Origin of the sequence: Nosocomiicoccus massiliensis, from assembly GCF_002871345.2 — a bacterium.
Taxonomy (GTDB): Bacteria; Bacillota; Bacilli; order Staphylococcales; family Salinicoccaceae; genus Nosocomiicoccus; species Nosocomiicoccus ampullae_A.
In genome coordinates this window covers 201931-222366 of sequence record NZ_CP136964.1, presented here as the reverse complement: position 1 = coordinate 222366, position 20436 = coordinate 201931, and the positions used below count along the sequence as shown (strand labels likewise).

Here is a 20436-nt window from a genome sequence, read left to right as displayed (position 1 = left end):
TTTCTAAATGAAATGAATGACTATCAGTCATTATAAAATAAAATAAAATTAAATTCTACTTTAATCCTTTTAAAATAAAAGTAAATAACTCTTCTTTATATTCAATTACATTTTCTTCACTTGCTTCATCATATAAATACATCTGTTCAGCCAATGATTCGATTGAGCCGATTAAAATTTTTGATATAAATGCTGTATTTACCGTTTCTCTAATTTCACCGTTATTTTTACGTGGAATTAGTAATTGTTCTATAAAATCATAGAGTGGTGCGTATATTTTTTCCCAGTCACCGACATATTGTGTTTGTGTAAGTCCTGAGTAGATGAGTGTTGTCAGTGATTTGTATTCTTTTGTTATATTAAAAATCGTGTCGATCACCGATTTTATTTCTTCTTCAATTGACTCTCCATCGACATTTTGTGAGAGTTCTTCTAATATTTTCTCAACCATCACTTCAGCAATTTTAGGCATGACGGATAGTTTTGAATCGAAATATAAGTAAAACGTACCCTGTGCGATCTCTGCTTTCTTTACGATTTCAGACACCGTTGCTTTCTCAATTCCTTTTTCTAAAAATACCTCGATTGCGGACTCGATAATTCTTTCCTCTTTGTTCAAGTGACACACCTCCTAAAAATGACTGATTGTCATTCATATATCGTAACACAAATTTTCTAATTTTAGAAGATAAAAAACCACTAAGATTACTCTTAGTGGTTTAGGGTCTATAGATTTTTTGTTAACTTCTTAATGTCACTGACGATTTCTTCTTTAGGGAAACGCTTGTCTCCACTATCTACACCTGAGTAGTCTTTGATGATTTTCCCGTTTTCATCGACGAGATAAAACGATGTTCCGTGTGTAATTTGGTCACTACCTTCTGGTGGTGGTGCGACGATTGTTTTAAAGTTTTTCTCTGAGAATTTACGTATAAATTCATAGTCATACCCTGTAACGAATGTCCAATCTGCGTTTAAATCATTAATATGATACATATCAATATATTCTCTTAACACTTCTGGTGTATCTCTTTTTGGATCCACTGAAAAACTTAAAATTGCATAGTTTTCTACACCGTCTTTTTCAAGGTCTTCTACGACAGACGTCATGTTATGTGTCATCGGTGGACATACTGTCGTACAGTTTGTAAAAATAAAGTCTACTAAGTATACTTTTCCATCCATGTCCGCTTTTGTAAATGTTTCATCGTTTTGGTCAACGACTTCAAAGTCATCCATCGTATTGCCGTATCGACTGCTTACGTCTACTTCTCCACCTTTAGAGCATGCAGATAAAACAATACTTGATAGTAAAACGAGTAATAGTAATCGCTTCACGATTATCCTCCTCAATATGTTCTATATAACTTGATTATCTCACATAACCTTTTTATATCAAATTGCCTTTATGACAAATAAGTTACAATATTTGTCATACTTCTTTCGTTTTCTGTTTCTACATATATAATGTTTTGAAGTCGTGTTTTTAATGCCTCAACGTGTGATATAATTCCGACCATCTTTCCTTTCGTTTGAAGGTCGACTAACGTGTTAATCGCAGTGTTAAGTGTTTCTTCATCTAATGTTCCGAACCCTTCGTCGATTAAGAGCATATCCATGTTAATGCTACCTGCTTCATGTTGAATGACTTCAGAGAGCGATAAACTAAGGGCAAGACTCGCTTGGAACGTTTCTCCACCTGAAAGTGTCGCGATATTTCTCGTTTCGTTGTTAAAGTGATCAAATACGTCGATGATGAGCGCGTCTGCCGCATTAAACGTATCTTTTCGTCGCAATTCATAACGGCCATTCGTCATTTCTGTGAGTCTTCTATTAGCATAAACTAAAATCAATTCTAAATAATGAATCAGCACAAATCGTGACAATGTTGGATGGGTTGAATTTCTACCTTCACTATTACCGTTTATAATTTTTGCTAAGACTTCGAGCTCGCGAACGCGTTTCTCGTCTTCGTTATATGTGTTGATAGAATCCGTTAATTTTTCTATTAATGCCTCGTCACTATTTAATTGATATTCAGTCTCTGTAATAACGCGTTGTAGCTCTCTCTTTTGCTCTTCTAACTCTTTTAACTTTTTTTCTTTTAAAGTGACATCGATTGCTTCAAAAGTTGTGAGGGATTCTTTTAACGTGTTTGATTTTATTTCTAGCTCGCGCACTTTACTGTAAAACGTATCGACTGTTTGCTGTAACGCTTCATCATCGATTTTAAAATACGCTTCAATATTTGTTCGGTCTACTGTGTCATAAGTGTTTAAAAATGATTCAACTTTTGGTGTATATTCATTTAAATCACGGTGAAACGATTCAATATTATCTTTGACTGATGATAACTCTGTGTGTAATTTGGCGATGTTTAATTCGATGTTTTGTCGTTTAGACTCTGCTTCTTTTAACGAACGCTCATGAAGATTAACAGAATCCGTTAGTAGAGTGATTTTCTCTTCTAACGCTGTATAATCATTTAGTCCAGTCTCCGCAATAAATGATTCTTTCGTTTGTGTAAGATTTTTTAACGATTCATTTTTATATGTGAGTGCCTCACTTGTTTTTAATCGTGAATCTTTAAGCTCGTTAATATCACTCATTAACTTCTCTTTACGTTCTAACTGTTCACTCACATTTTTAAGCTGTTCATCAATATTTTGAAGTTTGAATTCTAACTTAGAAAAGTCTTCTCTTAACTGATCACCATCATATTTAACGTCACTAATATTTGACTCTGTCGCTTCTATATGAATCGTCAAACGATCAATATCTTTAGTGCACTCATTTTCTCGATTCATTAATTCAGTTAACCTGTCTTTTGTTTCAGCATCCATCACTTCTTTATGTTCTGGATACGTTTCGACAACTGTTTGACAGACTGGACACGGCTGACCAATTTCTAAATGAGACAGTAAATGATTGATCGCTTCGTTTGTTTCGAGTGAAATATCATTAAATTGTTTAACTATACTTTCTTTATCTTTAATGACTATAGCTAAGTCTTCAGACAGCTTTTCTTTTTGTTGAATAAAAGACTCTAGCTGCTTTATTTTCTTCTCTTCTACTTTCTGCATTTCAATATCTCGTTTGATATCGTTAATCGCGATTTGAATAGAATGTTTTTCTTCTTTTAAAGTGTTCAGTACATCAATACTCGCGTCGTTCGTTTCTAATTCTTTTTCTTTTAATGAGATGTCACTATTTACTGTTTTAAGTGTGTCTTCAGACTCTTTTATTTCTTCCTCAGTGTTTAAAATAGACGCATCAAGATTTTTATATTGCGCCGTATCATACTTATTTAAAAGTGAAAGATGCTCTCTTTGACGTTCAATCACTGTTTCTTTTTCTTTTAGTGCTTTTATCTCATTCGTAACTAACTCATTCTTTGCCTCTTCACTGTTTAAATCATTCGTTAAAGTCTCTTCTTGTTTCGTTGATTGACGTAGCTTAACCGTTACATTTTTTTCAAGATGAAATACTTCTTTAATTTTAGACAGTTCATTTACTAATTGTAATGTACGTTCTGTTTCTTTTATTTCATCAGATTGTGCACGCAATTCAGATAATGCTACGTTTGTTTTATTAAATTCTGATAACCGTTCATTATGCTGCTCGTCTTCTTGAATTGCTTTAGATAACTTTTCAATGTCTAATTCAACAAGCTCTATTTCTTTTTTCTTTTTATTTAACACATGTTTATCTTGTTCAATTTTTTCTTTAAAAGATTTTAATGACGTGTTAAATTCTAACACCGGTTCTTTTGAAACAGATAGTAACTGCGTTTCAATTTCTTTATAAAGTAATTGTCGTCTATTGTCTTTATCTTTATATTCTTTATAAATACTTTTGTACACGTCGTTAAAACGTTCCGTACCGAATAATGTTTTTAAAATTTCTTCTTTGTCTTTCGTATTTGCAGTGAGTAACTTTTTAAATTCTCCTTGTGGTAACAGTGCAATTTGTCTAAATTGTCGCGCTGACATATGAAGGAGTTCTTCGACATATTTTGACACTTCCTGTAATCCGGATACGATGAGTTCACCGAAGTCATTGTATATTGCTGCTTGGCCTGTCGTTGGGTTTTTGTTCGTTCTTTTTTTGTATGTCAACGTACGTTCGATTCGGTATTGTTTACCACGATGATAAAAATCTAAATTAACTTTTGACAATTCATCATCACTTGCAAACTGGCTTCTTAAAGACTCACCACCTCTACTCTCTGTAGAAGCTGTCGCAAATAATGCATACGTAATCGCATCAAAAATCATAGATTTCCCAGATCCCGTGCGACCTGATATTAAAAATAATGAGTCGTTTAAGCGTGTGAAATCAATCGTTTCGTTTTTATATGGACCGATAAACTCCATCTGTAATTTAATTGGTTTCATCTGTAATCCCTCTTAAATGTTTATTAAACGTTTCAAATTCGAACTCTGTCGGTTCACGACCTGTAAACTTTTCATAAAACAACTTAAAAATTTGATCGTCACTCGTGTTATTAGTGTCTATCTCGATTTCATCGTTTTCATAGCGTTCAACTTTTCGTGATAATACGAGCGTGTTTTTATACAATTGTTTTAACGCTGTCATCGGTTCCGTGAACCCTTCCATATCGGTTAACTCAAATTTGATATATGCGTCTTTGTCTTCAATCTCTACTTCACCGGTAATAATATCTTTAAAACTTCCTTTAAAATGGATGAGGTCGTGAAGTAATTTAAATTCGATAAATTCAACTGTGTTCTTATCAGTATCAATCACTTTAAACCCTTTTTTATCGTTCGCTTCATCGAAACTATATTTCATGATCGCACCACTATAAAACGTTTTTTCACTATTAAATGCGTTATGTCGGTGTAAATGGCCGAGTAACGTATAATCGAACGGTTCAAAAATTGTATGCGACACTTCTTCAGTTAAACCGATCGTAATTTTTTCCTCGGATTCTGATTCTTTACTCCCAGAAACAAATAAATGACCGACGAGTATATTATTTTCTCGTTTAAAATTGTTTGTAATCTCATCAATTACACGGCGGTATGCTTTTTCGAACGTATCGATTGTATCGTCATTAAAATAATGTCTCACTTCAGGTATTTCAATATACGGTAATAAATAAAAATCAACGTCGTTAAACGTGACCGGTGTAAAACAGTTTTCAAGTTCAGTGTTTACGTAAAAGTGATTCGCTTGAAACCACTCGCTACGTGCGTCGATATATGGTTTACTATCGTGATTTCCACTAATTAAAAATATTGGCTTTTTACGTACTAAATTTATTTCTTTTAAATAATAGTTCACGACGTTCATCGCTTCTTGAGACGGTTGCTTTTTATCGTATAAATCTCCTGCAATCACAACCGCGTCCACATCGTTCTCATCTAAATATGTTAATAACTGGTCGAGCACATAGCGCTGATCATCAATTAAAGATTGGCGATTTAAACGTTTCCCGATATGCCAATCTGCTGTATGTAAAATTTTCATAGTAGCACCTCTTTACTCATCATTCTATACGAGTTAGAAATGTTTTAAAAACAAAAAAAGCCCCGAAGGGCTTTTTGTTAGTTCGATAGATTTTGAAGTGCCATCACTACTTGGTCGAGCTTTCGTTCCATACGGTGCAAGAGGAAGAACGTGATGACGATAGGAAATCCAACGTCACTAACGAGTTGTGTAATATCCATTTACACGAGCGTTTCAACGTCTTGAGTGACAATTTTGGCACTCTTTAGACGTACCGGTGCACCGTCTTTTGAAATTAACGCTTTTGAGTCGATAATTTTTTGAGCTTCTATCTCGACTTCCTCTTGAGAGAGTCCTTCTTTAGGTTCATTAATCGTGAAGTTAAATACTCCTTCATATTCTGTTTCAAATTGTAAAATAAGTTTTCTAGACATTTTGTTTCCTCCTTAATTAGTTTACTTCTTCCGTAATGACTTTAAATACGTTGACGTATTTTTCTCCTTTTAAGTTACCGTATGCTTCACTTAATCGTAGTAAAGCATCATTTCCTGTGTGTACTGAAAGACGATTTAACGTACGTGTCTTTAAAACTGCTTTACCAGACATGTCTTCCTCTTCATACACAAATTTCGCTGCTACTGATTTAATCATGTGTCTCACCTCCTTACACCCTATATATCGTTCTATTTAGAAAAATGGACATAAATATTTTTATTTTCTATAATCTAGTTAAGAGGTGAAGGACGTGTATAGTGATTTTGTCATGTGGATGATCGCTTTATGGGGATTCTTAATGATTGGACTCCTTGCGATTGGTGGATATTTTATGTTTAGAAAATTTTTAAAAGCATTGCCAAGAGAAGATGGATGGTCAGAACTCGATTGGCAAGAGTATTATATAGAACAAGCATTACCATTATGGAACGATGAAGCACGAGAACTGTTAGACGAACTTGTGTCACCTGTACCACAATTATTTAGAGACGTAGCGAAACAAAGAATCGCCGGACGCATTTCAAAAATCGCGTTAGATGAGAAAGTAGATACAATTCATTTAGACCAAATCATGAAAGGTTATATTATCGCAACTCCAAAAAGAGATCACGGTTTTATGAAGAAAAAACTGGACGAGCTAAACATCGACTATAAACCATACGAAAAGCTCTTTGAACTCGCAGACGATGAAAAACAAAAATTTTCTATATTTGAACAAACAGAAGCATTAAAAAAGGTTGAGTAATTTATCATTACTCAACCTTGTTTCTTTTTAAATTGTAAATAATGTAAGACCATCGATGTACGCCATATAACGATCATCGTAAATGCGAGTAGGAAAAACATCCCACCGATTTCACCAGGTGTAATTTCTTGAGATAGAATCGTCTTCATAAATGTACGGATAATTAAAAGCCCGACGAGTATAACTGGAAATAGTTTGGATGCTTTAACGTATAATTCGTCATCTTTTACTTCATACTTCGTCGTAAGTAATAGTGCAAATGAAAATACGATACCGACGACTACCGCTTCAAGTATCAAATGATTATCTAAACGAAAATATGGGAACAAGAACATCAACGCACCCGTTGACATCATAATCGGTGGGATAATAATTTTCTTTAAATGTAGCGGTGTTTTTGTTTCATTATTTCTCCAAAGAATGACGAGTAACCCCATTATAATCGCACCGATCGATGCGATTATAAATAGCGTATCCTCATATTCTTTTAGTAAAGCGAATAATTCATTCATTTAAAACCCTCTAAACTCTCCAAAGTACGGTGATAACCAAATAATAATCTTAGTCAGACCGTCAAAGTATAATAAAATACCCATTAAAATCATAATTACGCCGCCGACTTTCATTAGAATGCCAGAATATTTAACAATCCAACGTGTACGAGAGACGAAGAAACTTAATATGAAGAACGGTACTGAGAATCCTAAACAATAAATGACCATTAACATTAATGCATTTTCTGGCTCTGTTGCGCTCATCGCAAAAATTGCACCGATAATTGGTCCGTTACATGGAGTCCACCCTGCAGCGAACGCCATGCCGATTAACACAGAGCCTACAAATCCACTCGGTCTATTTTTAAATTCAATTTTTCTATTTTTATTTAAGAAATCGAAGTTTAAAATACCCGTAATAATTAAACCAAATACGATAATTAGTATTGAACCTATTTGTTGGATTAGTTTCGAATATTCGATGAGTACTCCACCGAAAAATGACGTACCAAATCCAATGGCGATATAAATGATACTAAACCCAACGAGGAAGAATAACGTATGTAAAATTGCGCGTAAGTTAAAATTACGATTTTGAACTTCGTCAAAACTCATCCCAGTAATGTATGAGATAAATGCCGGGAATACCGGTAATACACATGGGGATACAAAACTTAGCACGCCTGCTCCAAATGCTAAGAAAAAAGTGACTTCACTACCCAATTTACTGCCTCCATTTCATATATATTAAGTGTATCATCTAAACGAACGAACTGCTCTATTAACAGTAATATATATATGACAAATTATCAAAATAAAAAGCACGCCTCTTAAATGATTCAAGAGACATGCTTCATATCAGTTATTTTTTAACGTCTTTCATGTTTTTATTCATCATAGACATCATTTGGTTAATTTTCTTTTGTGAAGGTTTTTGACCCATCTGCATCATCATCATTCTTAACACGTCTTCGTTAATTGGTGGGTTTTTCTCTAAGTAATCCATCATATATTTTCGTGCTAAATAAAAACCTAGTGCAGTACCAGCAATTAGTGCGACGATAACGATTAAAATCCAAATCCAAGTTGCCAAACGACTCACCTCTTTCCAATTTTCAACATTATAATTGTACATGAATTTAAAATTACGTTCAATGCATTTTAAAACATCCTGTACACAGTACAGGATGTTTGTATTAGTCTTCTAAAATAATATTTACTAAGTTGTCGACTGTGTAGCCGTATTTTTCCATTACGTAATCACCAGGCGCACTTGCACCGAATGTGTCGATCGTTAAGTACTTACCGTCAAGACCGACAAATCTTGCCCATCCGATACTCGCTGCCATTTCTACAGCTGTTCTATTTTCGATATGTTTATTTAATACGCTGTCGATATACGCTTTATCTTGTTTAAAGAATGTTTCAGTATCTGGTAATGATACGACTTTAATGTTGACGTCTTTTTCTTTTAAAACTTTTGCCGCTTCAATCGCAAGTGACACTTCACTACCTGTCGCAAACACAATTGCGTCGTCTCCATTATCATACGCAACGTACCCACCACGTTTTACACCTTCAGCAAGCGTACCTTTGTCGATATCTAACGCTTCGACGTCTTGGCGCGTTAATACGAGTGCTGTCGGAGTATTTTTAGATTCAACTGCACGTTTCCAAGCTTCACGTGTTTCGTTACCGTCAGCAGGACGAATGACGTTTAAGTTTGGAATTGCGCGAAGTCCAGCCAGTTGTTCAATCGGTTCGTGTGTTGGACCATCTTCACCGACAGCAATTGAGTCATGTGTAAACACGTATGTGACTGGTAACTGCATTAACGCACTTAAACGTACAGCTGGTTTTAAGTAGTCACTAAATACAAAGAATGTACCGACGTACGGTAAAATTGCACCGTGTGCTGCCATACCGTTCGCTGCAGCTGCCATCGCAAACTCTCTTACACCAAACCAAATGTTACGTCCGCTATAATTACCTGGTAAAAATGCTTCTTCAGCATTGACTAGCGTTTTGTTTGATGATGCTAAGTCAGCTGCTCCACCGAATAACGTTGGTATGTTTTCTGATAGTTTTTGAATGACGTCACTTGAACTGCCACGTGTTGCCTTTTTAGAGCCGACTTCGTATGTTGGTAGGTTCATGTCATAATCCACTGGTAATTTACCGTTAATTGCATCTACTAACGTATTGTATAAATCTTCATTGCTCTCTTTATATTCTTCCATTAAAGCGTTCCATTCGTTCTCTAACTCTTCACCACGTTTGTTTAACGTTTCGTTAAAGCGCTCATATACGCTATCATCTACGTGGAATGACTTTGTGTGGTCTAAACCATAATGATCAAACGCACTCTTTCTTTCATCTTCACCGATTGGCGCACCGTGTGAATCACTTTTACCTTGTTTGTTTGGTGAACCATATCCAATAATTGTTTTTACTTCAATTAATGACGGCTTATCTGAAGATTTTGCGTTTTCAATCGCTTGACTGATTGCTTCTAAGTCGTTACCGTCTTTTACGATATGATAATCCCAGTTATATGCTTTAAAACGACCTTCAATATTCTCAGAGAAACTCATATCTAAATCACCGTCGAGTGAAATATCGTTAGAGTCATATAATACGATTAACTTATCAAGCGCTAAATGCCCGGCAAGTGATGCAGCCTCATGTGAAATACCTTCCATTAAGTCACCGTCACTTGCTAGTACGTACGTATAGTGATCGATAACGTTATGTTCTTTCGTATTAAACTTAGCTGCTAAATGAGCTTCAGCCATCGCCATACCAACACTCATTGCGAAACCTTGGCCAAGAGGACCTGTTGTAATTTCTACTCCGTCAGTATGCTTAAACTCTGGGTGTCCTGGTGTTTTTGATTCGTATTGACGGAATTCTTTAATGTCGTCCATAGAGATTACACCAGAAAAATGAAGTAAGCTGTATAACAGCATGCTTCCATGTCCCGCACTTAAGATGAAGCGGTCTCTGTTAAACCAGTTTACAGATTTACTATTAAAGTTTAAGTGGTCTTTCCATAACGCATACGCCATCGGTGCAGCCCCCATCGGAAGTCCTGGGTGTCCTGAATTTGCTTTCTCAATTGCATCGATAGACAATGCACGGATTGAATTGACAACTAATTGGTCTGTTTGATCAAAAGTCATAGTCATTTAAATCTCCTTAATTATTTCTTCTTCTTTTTTGAATGTCTTTTACTTTTTGAGGTGTAACATCGTTACCCTCTGGATCAATCACTGTCGCATTTTCAATTTGCGATCTAAAGCTACTTCTAAAGTTTTCTAAATACTCTTTTCTTAGTGCATTCAGTTCTTCAAGATCATCTTTAGTAATCTTTTCTTCACGCTTTAACTTCGCTAAATGGTTCAGTCGTTTTAATTTTTTATCATCTAACATGATGACTCATCCTTTCTACTTAAATTTACCATAAAAAAACGCATTCGGCTATATTGCCGATGCGCAAATATCATATATTATCTGTTTAATGTTTTACTTGCGAATTCAAGTGTATCGTTCGTATCACTGTTCGCTATTTGATCTTGTACAAAAAATGCCGCTTGTGATGACCCGAATACATGATCGAGTTCATAAAGTGGTGCATGTATATAAAAATCTATTAAAAAGTAAATGCTTAACGTGATAAGTAAAGCTGTAATCGCAAGTATTGTAATTTGTTCTTGTTTAACCATGTTTCATCTCTCCCGAACATTTGTTTGTACTATCATATTAATAGAACACGTGTTCGTTGTCAAGAGATTACGAACAAATGTTTGTACTCAGCATATACATATGCTAAAATTAAGTTAACTCAATATCGGAGGAAATATTATGGAACAATTAACCGCTCGTCAAAAAGAAGTACTTCAATATATTAAGCAATGTGTAAACGAACAAGGGTACCCACCGAGTGTCCGTGAAATTGGAAATGCGATTGGTTTACAATCGAGCTCTACTGTCCATGGGCATTTAAGTAAATTAGAAGAAAAAGGCTACATAAAACGAAATCCAACAAAACCTCGTGCAATTGAAATTGTTGGTAATGAGTTTGAAGAAAAAGTAGCTGTCATTCATGCACCAGTACTCGGTAAAGTTACTGCTGGGTTACCGATCACTGCTGTTGAAAACGTCGAAGAATACTTCCCACTTCCAGAACATTTAACTGCTGGACATAATAGTGAGGTATTCCTACTTACAGTTGTCGGAGATAGTATGATCGAAGCAGGAATTCACGACGGAGATAAAGTCATCGTTAGAAAGCAAAACATCGCACATAACGGGGAAATTATCGTTGCGATGAACGATGAAAACGAAGCGACAGTAAAACGTTTCTATAAAGAAAAAGGCTACTATAGACTCCAACCCGAAAACAGTACGATGGAGCCGATTATTTTAGATTCAGTCACAGTACTTGGTAAAGTAATTGGTCTATATAGAGAGTTATAATTTTTATTAAGATAAACATTGTTTTCAATGTTTATCTCAGGCTGTAGACAAAGTCTCAAATGAGATGACGTTTACAGCCTTTTTTATAAAATATAATTTACTTCTAAGATAGTTTCTTAATCACTGTAACGAAATTTTTTTAAATATAATATTAAAACTATTAATTGTAGAAAATAAACTATGACAGAAGCATAAAAATGCAATGTATTGTCCTCAAATATATATTCATCCATTAATTCTCCAGATGTAAAATTTAATAATATACATATTATAGTTAATGTTAATGTGCCTATAAGAATAATTATAGGTCTATCATTCTTTTTATTTGTATACAAATAAGTTATAACTCCAATTAGATTAAGTATTATGAAAAAATATATAAGCAAGAAAACATTGTAAGTTAATATATATATTCCTCTTTTCATTTTAAATGATATAATTTATTATAATGAATCAATTTAATTAATCAATTAAAAGAGGGTTACTTCAAATTAATATAAAAGGGAGTTTTTTTATTTGTAAGTATTAAAAAATTTAATACATCTAAAAGAAAACAAAATTCATTTATTATAATGTAACGCAAAAATATATGGTTGTACTTCAGGAGGAAAGAATATAATTACAAATATATTTAGATATAAATCATATTATATTAAGGTACCTCGATTCATATATTATTTTAAAGATGAAGTAGATAATTCTCCTCATAATAATAGTAGACCGGATTATAAACTAAAAAGGAAAAATGAATATGAAAGATATACTTTTAAAAAATAAAAAATTTGTCATTATTACTTTTATTCTTACTCTATTTACATCTATATTGACTGTTTCTGTTCCTATTGTATTATCTAATATTTTTAATAATGATTATAAGATTAATACTTATAATTTTACACTGCTTATTGTATTTATGTTTGCTACATATGCAATTCAAATTTTAATGGTAATTATACGAGAGAATTTTGCATTAAAATTTAATGTTGATTATTCTAAGGAGTTATATTCAAAGCTATTTAATATGAAATACGATTCAATATTAAATCAAGGTTCATCCTATTTAATTGATTGTATTGCTCAAGTTGTTAATAACTTATATCTATTTTTAATCAATAGTCTGGTAGGTATTATAAGCAATATAATAATACTCATTGTTTCTCTTACACTTATTGGTTTTATAAATATCTACCTTTTTCTAATGCTATTATCTCTAGTTCCTATCAATTATTTAGGCTATAAATTTATTAATAAAAAACTCCATGAAAAAAGTAAAATTATGCAAAAAGAAACATCTTCAGGCTACAAAGATTTAATAGCTGTTTTTAAAAATATTGATATGGTTAAACAAGAAAGTGATTATAAAAGAATAGAAAATTTAATCTCTCCGTCAATTTATAGAATATACGACTCAATGGCAAACGTAAATAAGTTTGGTCAGAGTAGAAGTTTAATTATCAAATTAATCAATAGTTTTGTTCAGAATCTAATGTTTCTTGTCTTAGCTTACTTAATATTTACAGGAAAAACACAAATAGGAGATTTAGTCGTTGCAAGTGTCGTGGTTCCAATATTTTTTACTGCACTTCAAGGATTCACAAATGTAAACTTAGAATATAGAGATTTAATAGTATCAAAAGAATTTGTAAATGAATGTATTATTAATGAACAAGAAGAACAAAAAGATTTTAACATAAAAAGTATTAAATCTATATATTTTGGTAAAGTTGAATTCGATATTGCTAATAAAAAGATTTCTCATAAAATAAATACAACTTTTTCTCCTGGGGACATCATCTATGTAGATGGTCCTTCAGGGTCAGGAAAAAGTAGTTTAATGAAAGCTTTATTAAAGTTCAGAGATTCTACAGGTATATGTATCAACGACTATAACTTAGAAGATATAAACACTCTATCTTTAAGAAGTCATATGTTCTATTTATCTCAAGAAAATGCTATTTTACCGTTTACTTTAAAAGATAACATTCGTTATGGATATGAGAATGATAATTATAATTGGAATAATTTAAAGGATTCTGAATTAATGAAATCTATTCTGAATAATCACGACTTAGACGATAAATTATTAGATCAAGGTAATAATTTATCTGGTGGAGAGAAACAAAGAGTAATGCTGGCTAGATTGTTAATAGAAGATTATGATGTTGTGATATTAGATGAAGTGACTAGTAATATCGATAAAAAATCACAAAATATTATCTTAAATACAGTACTTAATAACATGAAAAATAAAATAGTATTTATCATTTCTCATGATTTATCAGTTAAAGAATTTTGTAATAAAGAAATTAAAATTAATCACAATTAATTATTTTAAATTATATTATGAAAGATATGTTTTAATAGTCGACTAAATTAGATTTAATATCTTAAATACTAAAGACTCTCTTACTCTAAAAAGTAAGGGAGTCCTTAGTAAACTCTAAATTACTACAAATATTTTTATTATTTTTGTTAGGATTTATCTTAAATGAAATAAAACCGTATCTTCTACCATCTTTTTTCTTATAATTCCCCTCTGAGTTATGTCCAACAAATTGTCCCTTATTCACCATACATAAACGGCATTATTTCTCTCGTCTTGTTGGATAAATTCTTTACATAAATTAAATATTCTCTTACTTTAGTCGGATTTTTCATCATATTATCTACCAACTGAAATAAACATTGTTTTCAATGTTTATCTCAAGCTGTAGACAAAGTCTCATATGAGATGACGTTTACAGCTTTTTTACAACTTATATGTAAGCTTAGAAAAGACGAACCTATTTTAAATTCTGAAAACGGTTCGTCTACATTCTGATAGCACTCTATAGAGCGCCTTGCTTTAGTAATAGTTATAAATCATTAACTCTTTTAAATCGCCTATATAAAATTCATTAATTGTTTGTGTCATCATGTTAATATCTGTTTCTAATAATTTAAACTCATCATCTACTAATAAATAATCAAGTGCTCCTTCTAACGTATGGTAGAAACTTAATTTTATAGACAAAAAACAATAACATAAATAGTATTTGTACATATATAATTATACTGAGTAAATGAACTTTAAAACAATAAAAAATAACCGTTTAATAAGTAATAAAATTCATTTATTAAAAGGTCATATGCCTTTAATTAGAAAAAGAATAATATAAAACTAACTTTAAAAATCTAAGATAGACCTCAAAAAGAAAGGAAGCATAAACATTATTTATGCTTCCTTTCTTTTTGTTTTTGATGACGTATCTGTCCGTCGATAATTCTTTTATTTTCTAAATATCGTTCATAGTAATCTTCGCTAATATCGCCTTCATTTATTGCTTTCTTTACAGCACAACCTGGTTCATGTGAATGTGTACAATCTCTAAATTTACAGTATTTAGATAACTTCATAATGTCAGAAAAAAGAATGGACTCATCTACAGAATGTACCGCATTAATTGTTTTAAAACCTGGTGTATCTATGATATATGCATTTAACAAGTCATTATATAGCATTTGAGTATGTGTTGTAGTATGTTTACCTTTCCCATCCGTACGCACTGATTGCGTGTGTTGGTTGTCTTGACTGAATAAATTATTAAATAACGTTGACTTTCCTACTCCTGAAGCTCCTAATAAAATAGAAATTGAATTTTTCTGAATTAATTGTTTAAAGTCTTCAATATTATCAGCATTAAAATTAGACAATAAAAAGATATTTAATTCTGGATAAAACTTATTTATTTCTTTACGAATACTTTCTGTCTTATCTCTATAATCTGCTTTAGTGATAACAATATTTAAATGAATATCTTTCTTTTTAAAAGTTAAAATATATCTTTCTAATTTACCAATTGTAAACTTTTGATCTGCTGCAATAAGTATAAACACGTTGTCAACATTAGTTGCTAGTATTTGTTCTTTACTTTTATCATGATACGACTTCATTGTTGTACTTGCTTCTTTAGAAACCACATTTCTACGCTTTAATACTTCTACAATATAGTGTTCATCATCTAAATTCACAACATGAACAAAATCCCCAACGAATACTTGATCGCTAGAAATTTGGTTTACTGCCATTACTTTTCTATATATATTATTATTTAAGTATATATCATAGTAATGACCATACTTTACAATAACTCTTCCGACTTTATTTATATCTAAATCATTTTTATTCGAATATTCACGAATACCGTAATCCATATATTCACCATCTTCTTACTAATAAATTTTACGTCCCATAATGCACTTTAAAATATTTTACAAGTAATAAATAGTATCTAATCTACTTTTTATGTCATCTGTTAAGTGATGCGATATTATTATCACTGTTTTATTACTATTTAAAATATCTTCCTCTATAATAGAAGCACTTTCTCTATCTAAAGCGGATGTGCCTTCATCAAATAATATAATCTCTGTATCTCTAATTAAAGATCTCGCATATGCAATTTTCTGTTTTTGTCCACCAGATAAAATATTTTCATTAATGATATAACTCGAGACATCCTTATCTATTGTCCATTCACTTAATCCAACTCTATCCATCAAATTAGCAATATCTATTTGGTTATTAGTGTTTGAAATATCAATATTCTCTAATAATGTGCCAACTATAATTGGAGATTTTTGTTCAAGGTATGTAAATTTATTCACCCAGGAATCTTTTGAAAATGTTTTTACATCTTTTCCATCAACTGTTATTGCGCCATCATAATCATTTATGAATCCCATCAACAGCTTCAAAATCGTTGATTTTCCCGATCCAGATGGTCCTACTAACGCATACTTTTTACCAGGCTCAAATTTTAAATTCACATTATCAAGCACAACTTCATCATCATATTTAAAACTAACATTTGAAAATTCAATGCCTTGTGAAATAGTTAATAGTTCTTCCTTATTATTTACTCTTCTCTTACTTTTGAAAAACTTCTCAAATATTGGTTGCGTTGTTTTTAACTCTACATAATTTGAACTAATCCCCATCAAACTAGTAAAAATAGTTGCAGAAAAATATTGTGCTGCTGTAATCGTACCAATTGGGGCGATATTTTTAAAAAATAACAATGCAGCAACTAGTAAAATAGCCACTTGACTTATTAAACTAACAAAATTATTAGTACCATACATATATCCAGTTAAAGTGGCTAAAGATATTTTTTTATTCGCCAATTTTAATGATTCTTTTTCAAATTTTTCAACAAGTATTTTTTCATTATTTGTACTATAATACAAATCGTATTTATCGAATATATCATTAGAATAATTTGTGAATTTTTCATTGGCATTTGATACTTCATTAATTTTTCTATTCATTGATTTACTAAAAAATTTGGGTGTGATAATCATAATAATAGCAAAGAAAAATACCGCTATGTTTAAACTGAAATGAAATGAAAAAAGAGCGATACTACTAAAAGTTATCGTAAAAATTTGAGTGATAATCATTTGTAAAGTTGCATACCCATAATCATTAATCATATTAATATCATTTGTCATCCAAGAGGTATACTCTCCACTACTCTTTTGATGAAAATCTTGATATTCAATATTTCCTAAATGTTCTGCAATATCAATACGTATCTGAGTATTCATTTTCTGAACAACTTTTGTATAATACCATGAATCTAAATGAATCTGAAGAGACCAAATAATAAGAGAGACTATCATGATTAATATCCACATGTAGAACTTTTTTACGTCATGATTTGCTAAACTTGTTAGCGCATAGGAACTAGAAATGCCCCAAGCAGTTAAAGTCAACGATCCAAGTGCTATAATACATAGCATAAAAAAATTTTCTTTTTTAAAAGGTTTAATGTAATAAAAAATAAACGTTTTACAAAAATCCAAATACTTCATCTCCTACAAATCTTTTATTAAAGTAATTTCGAAAATAAATCATTAATACCCCTCCTCGACAATATAATAAAGAAAAATCATTTTTATCCACATATATAGATGTAGTCACTTCCGCATCCAGTATACGCTACCATCTCTAAAAAGATGAACTGGGAAGTTATTTATATTTTAATTTCTATGTTAAAAAATGAAGTTTCTTTTAAACCTAATTTTTCATTAGTATTACTTCTTACATAGAGATTACTCTATTGACAGATTAATGTAAACCCTTACTTTCAGTTCTTTCTATCAGCTCACCATCTTTCATTTTCTTTTTTCAGGTCCTAATATAAAATAAATATGTTCAATTTTATCTTGATTAAATTTTAATCCTACTTCATCATTATCTACTGCATACACTACATTTGGTATCTTTCCTGTATTTTGACCAACTTCTAAAATTTGTTCGTTTTATGTACATAATAAAATAGTAATCAGTATTATAAACCTAATAAATAAACAATTTAATAATTAATGTTATATGAAGATGATAGATATAATGGTAGATATCGTAAAAGGGGAAATATTTAATTTAGAAGTCAAATAGCTTGAACATTGCAAGTCACTAATATAAATTGTATAATATAAATAACAAAAATTAGTTCCATGGCTTCACCAAAGCCCTCACTACTCGCAATAGTGAGGGCTTTTTTATGGTGTTGGCTATTGTCGCCTATTTATCATTGCGATTACGTAACCAATACGCAAAGTACGCAACGATACCCCCAACAATAATAGGGGCAATGATGTTAACAAAAATTAATTCCATGGTGTTTCACCTCCTTCCTGGTAAATATTCGCCAGGAAGTTACGGCGACTATATTATTATAACAATTAAATTCTATATGAGAAGTAAACAGATGAGTAATACTGTCTACTTTTTATTTCACAAAAGAAAACAATATGTAGTGTTTGAATATAAAAAAAGATCGATGCGTTATGCACCGATCTTTATAATTGTAAATAAATATCATCTCTAATTCTATAAAAGAATTAGAAAAAAAGAAGATGTACATATATTATAATATAAAATAATTTTGTTATCAATATTTACTGATTATTTCATTTCCATACCTCTACTACTCTCTAAATGTCTGTAATTTTGTAAATACTGTTTCTTACTTAATGGAATATTTTTCTCATGTTCTTGATAAGCATGTACATTTCTTCTTACTAACTCATCATTCCAATCTTTTACATTTACTCTTTTAGGTGGTACAGCAAAAAATATCCGCATTTCTCCGTGTTCACGGTGAACTAAATTATTTTCAATTTTATCTTGATTAAATCTTAGTCCTACTTCATCATTATCTACTGTATACACTACATTTGGTATCTTAACTGTGTTTTGACCGACTTCTAAAATCTGTTGATAGATTATACTTGGATTGTTAATCCCTTGCATTGAAACATATTTTGAGTTTTATGTTAGTCCAATGAGTAAAGCATAGATAATTGCAGCAACCTCACTTTCAAAAAAGTAAAAATTCTCTTACTTTAGTCGGATTCTTCATCATATTATCTACCAACCGAAATAAACATTATTTTAAATGTTTATCTTTTTTATTTGACATTAATGCGCTATCATTTTTCTAATTTCAGAGAAATATTACACTATGTAAATTATGGTTGTTTTATTTAACGTATAGTGTAATATCCTACTTTACATATAATCTACGTTCTGTATAATCGAAAAATGTATGTATAAAAGGGAGATGATACATTGAATATTAAAGAACTCTTAAAATTCGCGTTCGCATATTGTGGTATCGTCATCGGTGCTGGATTTGCGACTGGTCAAGAAATCATGCAGTTCTTTACTAATAACGGAATAATGAGTTTCGCAGCAATTACGCTCGCTGTTTTAATGGTTACTTTTGCATTTAGACAATCAGCAAAAGTTGGTTATTTATATGACGTTGAGTCACATGAGTTACCACTCATAAAATTATTCGGTAAATATTTTGGAACATTTTTAGATTACGCACTTATATTCTTTATGTATGTAACATGTTTTGTCATGATTGCTGGTGGTGGTAGTAACTTAAACGAAAGTTTCGGTATGCCAGTATGGGTTGGATTGATTGTTATGATTATATTAGTGTCTATTACACTGATGTTAGATTTTGATAAAATCATACACTTACTCGGTATCGCAACACCAATTCTTTTAATCATGGTTATCTTTATGACAATTTTCGCATTTATCAATGCAGACCTTTCATTAATAGAAGGTGCGAAATATGCGGATTCTACAGTACCACCTTGGAATGTTTGGTGGATTGATGCAACAGTATACGCTGGACTGATGTACGGCGTTGGATATAGTTTTATTACGATTATGGGATCAGATACGAGACTTTACGAAGTTGTTAAAAGAGGTTCATTACTCGGTGGACTATTCGTTCTAATTTTAATGCTTCTATTAAATGGTGGATTATTATTAAATATGGATATTGCAGTAACTAGAGATATTCCAGCACTCGTCGTAGCAAACGCAGTGCATCCACTATTTGGTTCTATCTACTCTATTGTAATTATCGTACTTATTTACAATACGGTAGTGGCACTTATGTATGCAGTACTCGTTAGATTCACTGAAGCTAAAAGTAAAAAGTATGTCGTACTACTCAGTGTTTTAATGGTCGTTGCGTTCTTATTTACTCGCATCGGATTCGTTGAACTCATTAATATATTCTATCCATTATATGGTTATCTCGGTATCATTATCGGATTCGGATTCTTCGTATTATGGGTTAGAAAAAAAATACAACGTTCTCCGTACTACGACAATACAAATAGTGGAGAATAGTTATCATTACCTATCCAAAGTTTTGGATAGGTTTTTTTGTG

The 20436-nt window shown here is 31.6% G+C and carries 22 protein-coding genes; 4 read left to right on the top strand and 18 right to left on the bottom strand.

The window, feature by feature from the left end:
* Window positions 1-55: 55 nt before the first annotated feature.
* From CJ229_RS01085 to CJ229_RS01055, 7 genes are all read right to left on the bottom strand, one after another.
* Window positions 56-619 (bottom strand): TetR/AcrR family transcriptional regulator, encoded by a 564-nt coding sequence (locus tag CJ229_RS01085; RefSeq protein WP_102167651.1) that lies wholly within the window; start codon window positions 617-619, stop codon window positions 56-58.
* A 107-nt stretch (window positions 620-726) separates the two neighbouring features.
* Entirely contained in the window at window positions 727-1338 is a 612-nt protein-coding gene (locus CJ229_RS01080; RefSeq protein WP_068128116.1) for an SCO family protein, read from the bottom strand.
* Window positions 1339-1406: 68 nt separating this feature from the next.
* Window positions 1407-4397: an SbcC/MukB-like Walker B domain-containing protein gene (locus CJ229_RS01075; RefSeq protein WP_102167652.1), complete on the bottom strand. Its 2991-nt coding sequence runs from the start codon at window positions 4395-4397 to the stop codon at window positions 1407-1409.
* Window positions 4384-5496, bottom strand: coding sequence for an exonuclease SbcCD subunit D (locus CJ229_RS01070; RefSeq protein ID WP_102167653.1), 1113 nt, complete (start codon window positions 5494-5496; stop codon window positions 4384-4386). The genes CJ229_RS01075 and CJ229_RS01070 overlap by 14 nt, the downstream gene beginning before the upstream one ends.
* A 77-nt stretch (window positions 5497-5573) precedes the next feature.
* The gene (locus CJ229_RS01065) at window positions 5574-5696 is read right to left on the bottom strand and encodes a YvrJ family protein (RefSeq protein WP_179853813.1); all 123 of its coding nucleotides are present in this window, start codon (window positions 5694-5696) and stop codon (window positions 5574-5576) included.
* The gene (locus tag CJ229_RS01060) at window positions 5697-5909 is read right to left on the bottom strand and encodes a DUF2922 domain-containing protein (RefSeq protein WP_102167654.1); all 213 of its coding nucleotides are present in this window, start codon (window positions 5907-5909) and stop codon (window positions 5697-5699) included.
* Between the two features lie 16 nt (window positions 5910-5925).
* Window positions 5926-6126, bottom strand: a complete 201-nt coding sequence (locus tag CJ229_RS01055) for a DUF1659 domain-containing protein (protein ID WP_102167655.1) — start codon at window positions 6124-6126, stop codon at window positions 5926-5928.
* Between the two features lie 112 nt (window positions 6127-6238).
* Here CJ229_RS01055 and CJ229_RS01050 point away from each other — a divergent pair, with 112 nt between their 5' ends.
* Window positions 6239-6715, top strand: a complete 477-nt coding sequence (locus CJ229_RS01050; RefSeq protein ID WP_040928822.1) for a DUF2621 family protein — start codon at window positions 6239-6241, stop codon at window positions 6713-6715.
* Between the two features lie 11 nt (window positions 6716-6726).
* Here the strand turns inward: CJ229_RS01050 and CJ229_RS01045 are convergent, their stop codons facing one another.
* The 6 genes from CJ229_RS01045 to CJ229_RS01020 form a co-directional block, all read right to left on the bottom strand.
* Window positions 6727-7227 carry a CcdC family protein gene (locus CJ229_RS01045; protein ID WP_068128104.1) on the bottom strand — a complete coding sequence of 167 codons (501 nt, stop codon included), beginning with the start codon at window positions 7225-7227 and terminating at the stop codon, window positions 6727-6729.
* Window positions 7228-7932 (bottom strand): cytochrome c biogenesis CcdA family protein, encoded by a 705-nt coding sequence (locus CJ229_RS01040; protein ID WP_102167656.1) that lies wholly within the window; start codon window positions 7930-7932, stop codon window positions 7228-7230.
* 139 nt (window positions 7933-8071) lie between these two features.
* Window positions 8072-8302, bottom strand: coding sequence for a YneF family protein (locus CJ229_RS01035; protein WP_102167657.1), 231 nt, complete (start codon window positions 8300-8302; stop codon window positions 8072-8074).
* Window positions 8303-8405: 103 nt separating this feature from the next.
* Window positions 8406-10391: a transketolase gene (gene tkt, locus CJ229_RS01030; protein WP_102167669.1), complete on the bottom strand. Its 1986-nt coding sequence runs from the start codon at window positions 10389-10391 to the stop codon at window positions 8406-8408.
* A 16-nt stretch (window positions 10392-10407) separates the two neighbouring features.
* Window positions 10408-10644: a DUF896 domain-containing protein gene (locus CJ229_RS01025; RefSeq protein WP_371327386.1), complete on the bottom strand. Its 237-nt coding sequence runs from the start codon at window positions 10642-10644 to the stop codon at window positions 10408-10410.
* 74 nt (window positions 10645-10718) lie between these two features.
* Complete coding sequence (locus CJ229_RS01020; RefSeq protein ID WP_068128097.1) at window positions 10719-10934, bottom strand: hypothetical protein; 216 nt, start codon at window positions 10932-10934, stop codon at window positions 10719-10721.
* Between the two features lie 139 nt (window positions 10935-11073).
* Here CJ229_RS01020 and lexA point away from each other — a divergent pair, with 139 nt between their 5' ends.
* Together lexA and CJ229_RS01010 are read left to right on the top strand one after the other, a co-directional pair.
* On the top strand, window positions 11074-11688 hold the full coding sequence (gene lexA / locus CJ229_RS01015) for a transcriptional repressor LexA (protein WP_102167658.1): 615 nt from the start codon (window positions 11074-11076) through the stop codon (window positions 11686-11688).
* A 751-nt stretch (window positions 11689-12439) separates the two neighbouring features.
* Window positions 12440-14014 carry an ATP-binding cassette domain-containing protein gene (locus CJ229_RS01010; protein WP_317846593.1) on the top strand — a complete coding sequence of 525 codons (1575 nt, stop codon included), beginning with the start codon at window positions 12440-12442 and terminating at the stop codon, window positions 14012-14014.
* 519 nt (window positions 14015-14533) lie between these two features.
* On the opposite strand, the gene CJ229_RS01005 is transcribed toward CJ229_RS01010, so the two are convergent.
* From CJ229_RS01005 to CJ229_RS00985, 5 genes are all read right to left on the bottom strand, one after another.
* On the bottom strand, window positions 14534-14701 hold the full coding sequence (locus tag CJ229_RS01005; RefSeq protein ID WP_168165514.1) for a hypothetical protein: 168 nt from the start codon (window positions 14699-14701) through the stop codon (window positions 14534-14536).
* A gap of 197 nt (window positions 14702-14898) precedes the next feature.
* Window positions 14899-15882: a ribosome small subunit-dependent GTPase A gene (gene rsgA / locus CJ229_RS01000; protein ID WP_102167660.1), complete on the bottom strand. Its 984-nt coding sequence runs from the start codon at window positions 15880-15882 to the stop codon at window positions 14899-14901.
* A gap of 57 nt (window positions 15883-15939) precedes the next feature.
* On the bottom strand, window positions 15940-17535 hold the full coding sequence (locus CJ229_RS00995; protein ID WP_180953413.1) for an ABC transporter ATP-binding protein: 1596 nt from the start codon (window positions 17533-17535) through the stop codon (window positions 15940-15942).
* A gap of 721 nt (window positions 17536-18256) precedes the next feature.
* Window positions 18257-18352 (bottom strand): type I toxin-antitoxin system Fst family toxin, encoded by a 96-nt coding sequence (locus CJ229_RS00990; protein ID WP_143861279.1) that lies wholly within the window; start codon window positions 18350-18352, stop codon window positions 18257-18259.
* A 288-nt stretch (window positions 18353-18640) separates the two neighbouring features.
* The gene (locus CJ229_RS00985; protein WP_102167662.1) at window positions 18641-18988 is read right to left on the bottom strand and encodes a hypothetical protein; all 348 of its coding nucleotides are present in this window, start codon (window positions 18986-18988) and stop codon (window positions 18641-18643) included.
* A gap of 318 nt (window positions 18989-19306) precedes the next feature.
* Here CJ229_RS00985 and CJ229_RS00980 point away from each other — a divergent pair, with 318 nt between their 5' ends.
* A complete protein-coding gene (locus CJ229_RS00980; protein ID WP_317846592.1) occupies window positions 19307-20395 on the top strand; it encodes a YkvI family membrane protein in 1089 nt (362 codons plus the stop codon).
* Window positions 20396-20436 lie beyond the last annotated feature (41 nt).

What these genes read in the sequence shown, in the direction of transcription:
- CJ229_RS01075 (WP_102167652.1), bottom strand. Translation starts at nt 4,397, where the DNA reads ATGAAACCAATTAAATTACAGATGGAGTTTATCGGTCCATATAAAAAC.
- CJ229_RS01070 (WP_102167653.1), bottom strand. Translation starts at nt 5,496, where the DNA reads ATGAAAATTTTACATACAGCAGATTGGCATATCGGGAAACGTTTAAAT.
- CJ229_RS01065 (WP_179853813.1), bottom strand. Translation starts at nt 5,696, where the DNA reads ATGGATATTACACAACTCGTTAGTGACGTTGGATTTCCTATCGTCATC.
- CJ229_RS01060 (WP_102167654.1), bottom strand. Translation starts at nt 5,909, where the DNA reads ATGTCTAGAAAACTTATTTTACAATTTGAAACAGAATATGAAGGAGTA.
- CJ229_RS01055 (WP_102167655.1), bottom strand. Translation starts at nt 6,126, where the DNA reads ATGATTAAATCAGTAGCAGCGAAATTTGTGTATGAAGAGGAAGACATG.
- CJ229_RS01050 (WP_040928822.1), top strand. Translation starts at nt 6,239, where the DNA reads ATGTGGATGATCGCTTTATGGGGATTCTTAATGATTGGACTCCTTGCG.
- CJ229_RS01045 (WP_068128104.1), bottom strand. Translation starts at nt 7,227, where the DNA reads ATGAATGAATTATTCGCTTTACTAAAAGAATATGAGGATACGCTATTT.
- tkt (WP_102167669.1), bottom strand. Translation starts at nt 10,391, where the DNA reads ATGACTTTTGATCAAACAGACCAATTAGTTGTCAATTCAATCCGTGCA.
- CJ229_RS01020 (WP_068128097.1), bottom strand. Translation starts at nt 10,934, where the DNA reads ATGGTTAAACAAGAACAAATTACAATACTTGCGATTACAGCTTTACTT.
- lexA (WP_102167658.1), top strand. Translation starts at nt 11,074, where the DNA reads ATGGAACAATTAACCGCTCGTCAAAAAGAAGTACTTCAATATATTAAG.
- CJ229_RS01010 (WP_317846593.1), top strand. Translation starts at nt 12,440, where the DNA reads ATGAAAGATATACTTTTAAAAAATAAAAAATTTGTCATTATTACTTTT.
- rsgA (WP_102167660.1), bottom strand. Translation starts at nt 15,882, where the DNA reads ATGGATTACGGTATTCGTGAATATTCGAATAAAAATGATTTAGATATA.
- CJ229_RS00990 (WP_143861279.1), bottom strand. Translation starts at nt 18,352, where the DNA reads ATGGAATTAATTTTTGTTAACATCATTGCCCCTATTATTGTTGGGGGT.
- CJ229_RS00985 (WP_102167662.1), bottom strand. Translation starts at nt 18,988, where the DNA reads ATGCAAGGGATTAACAATCCAAGTATAATCTATCAACAGATTTTAGAA.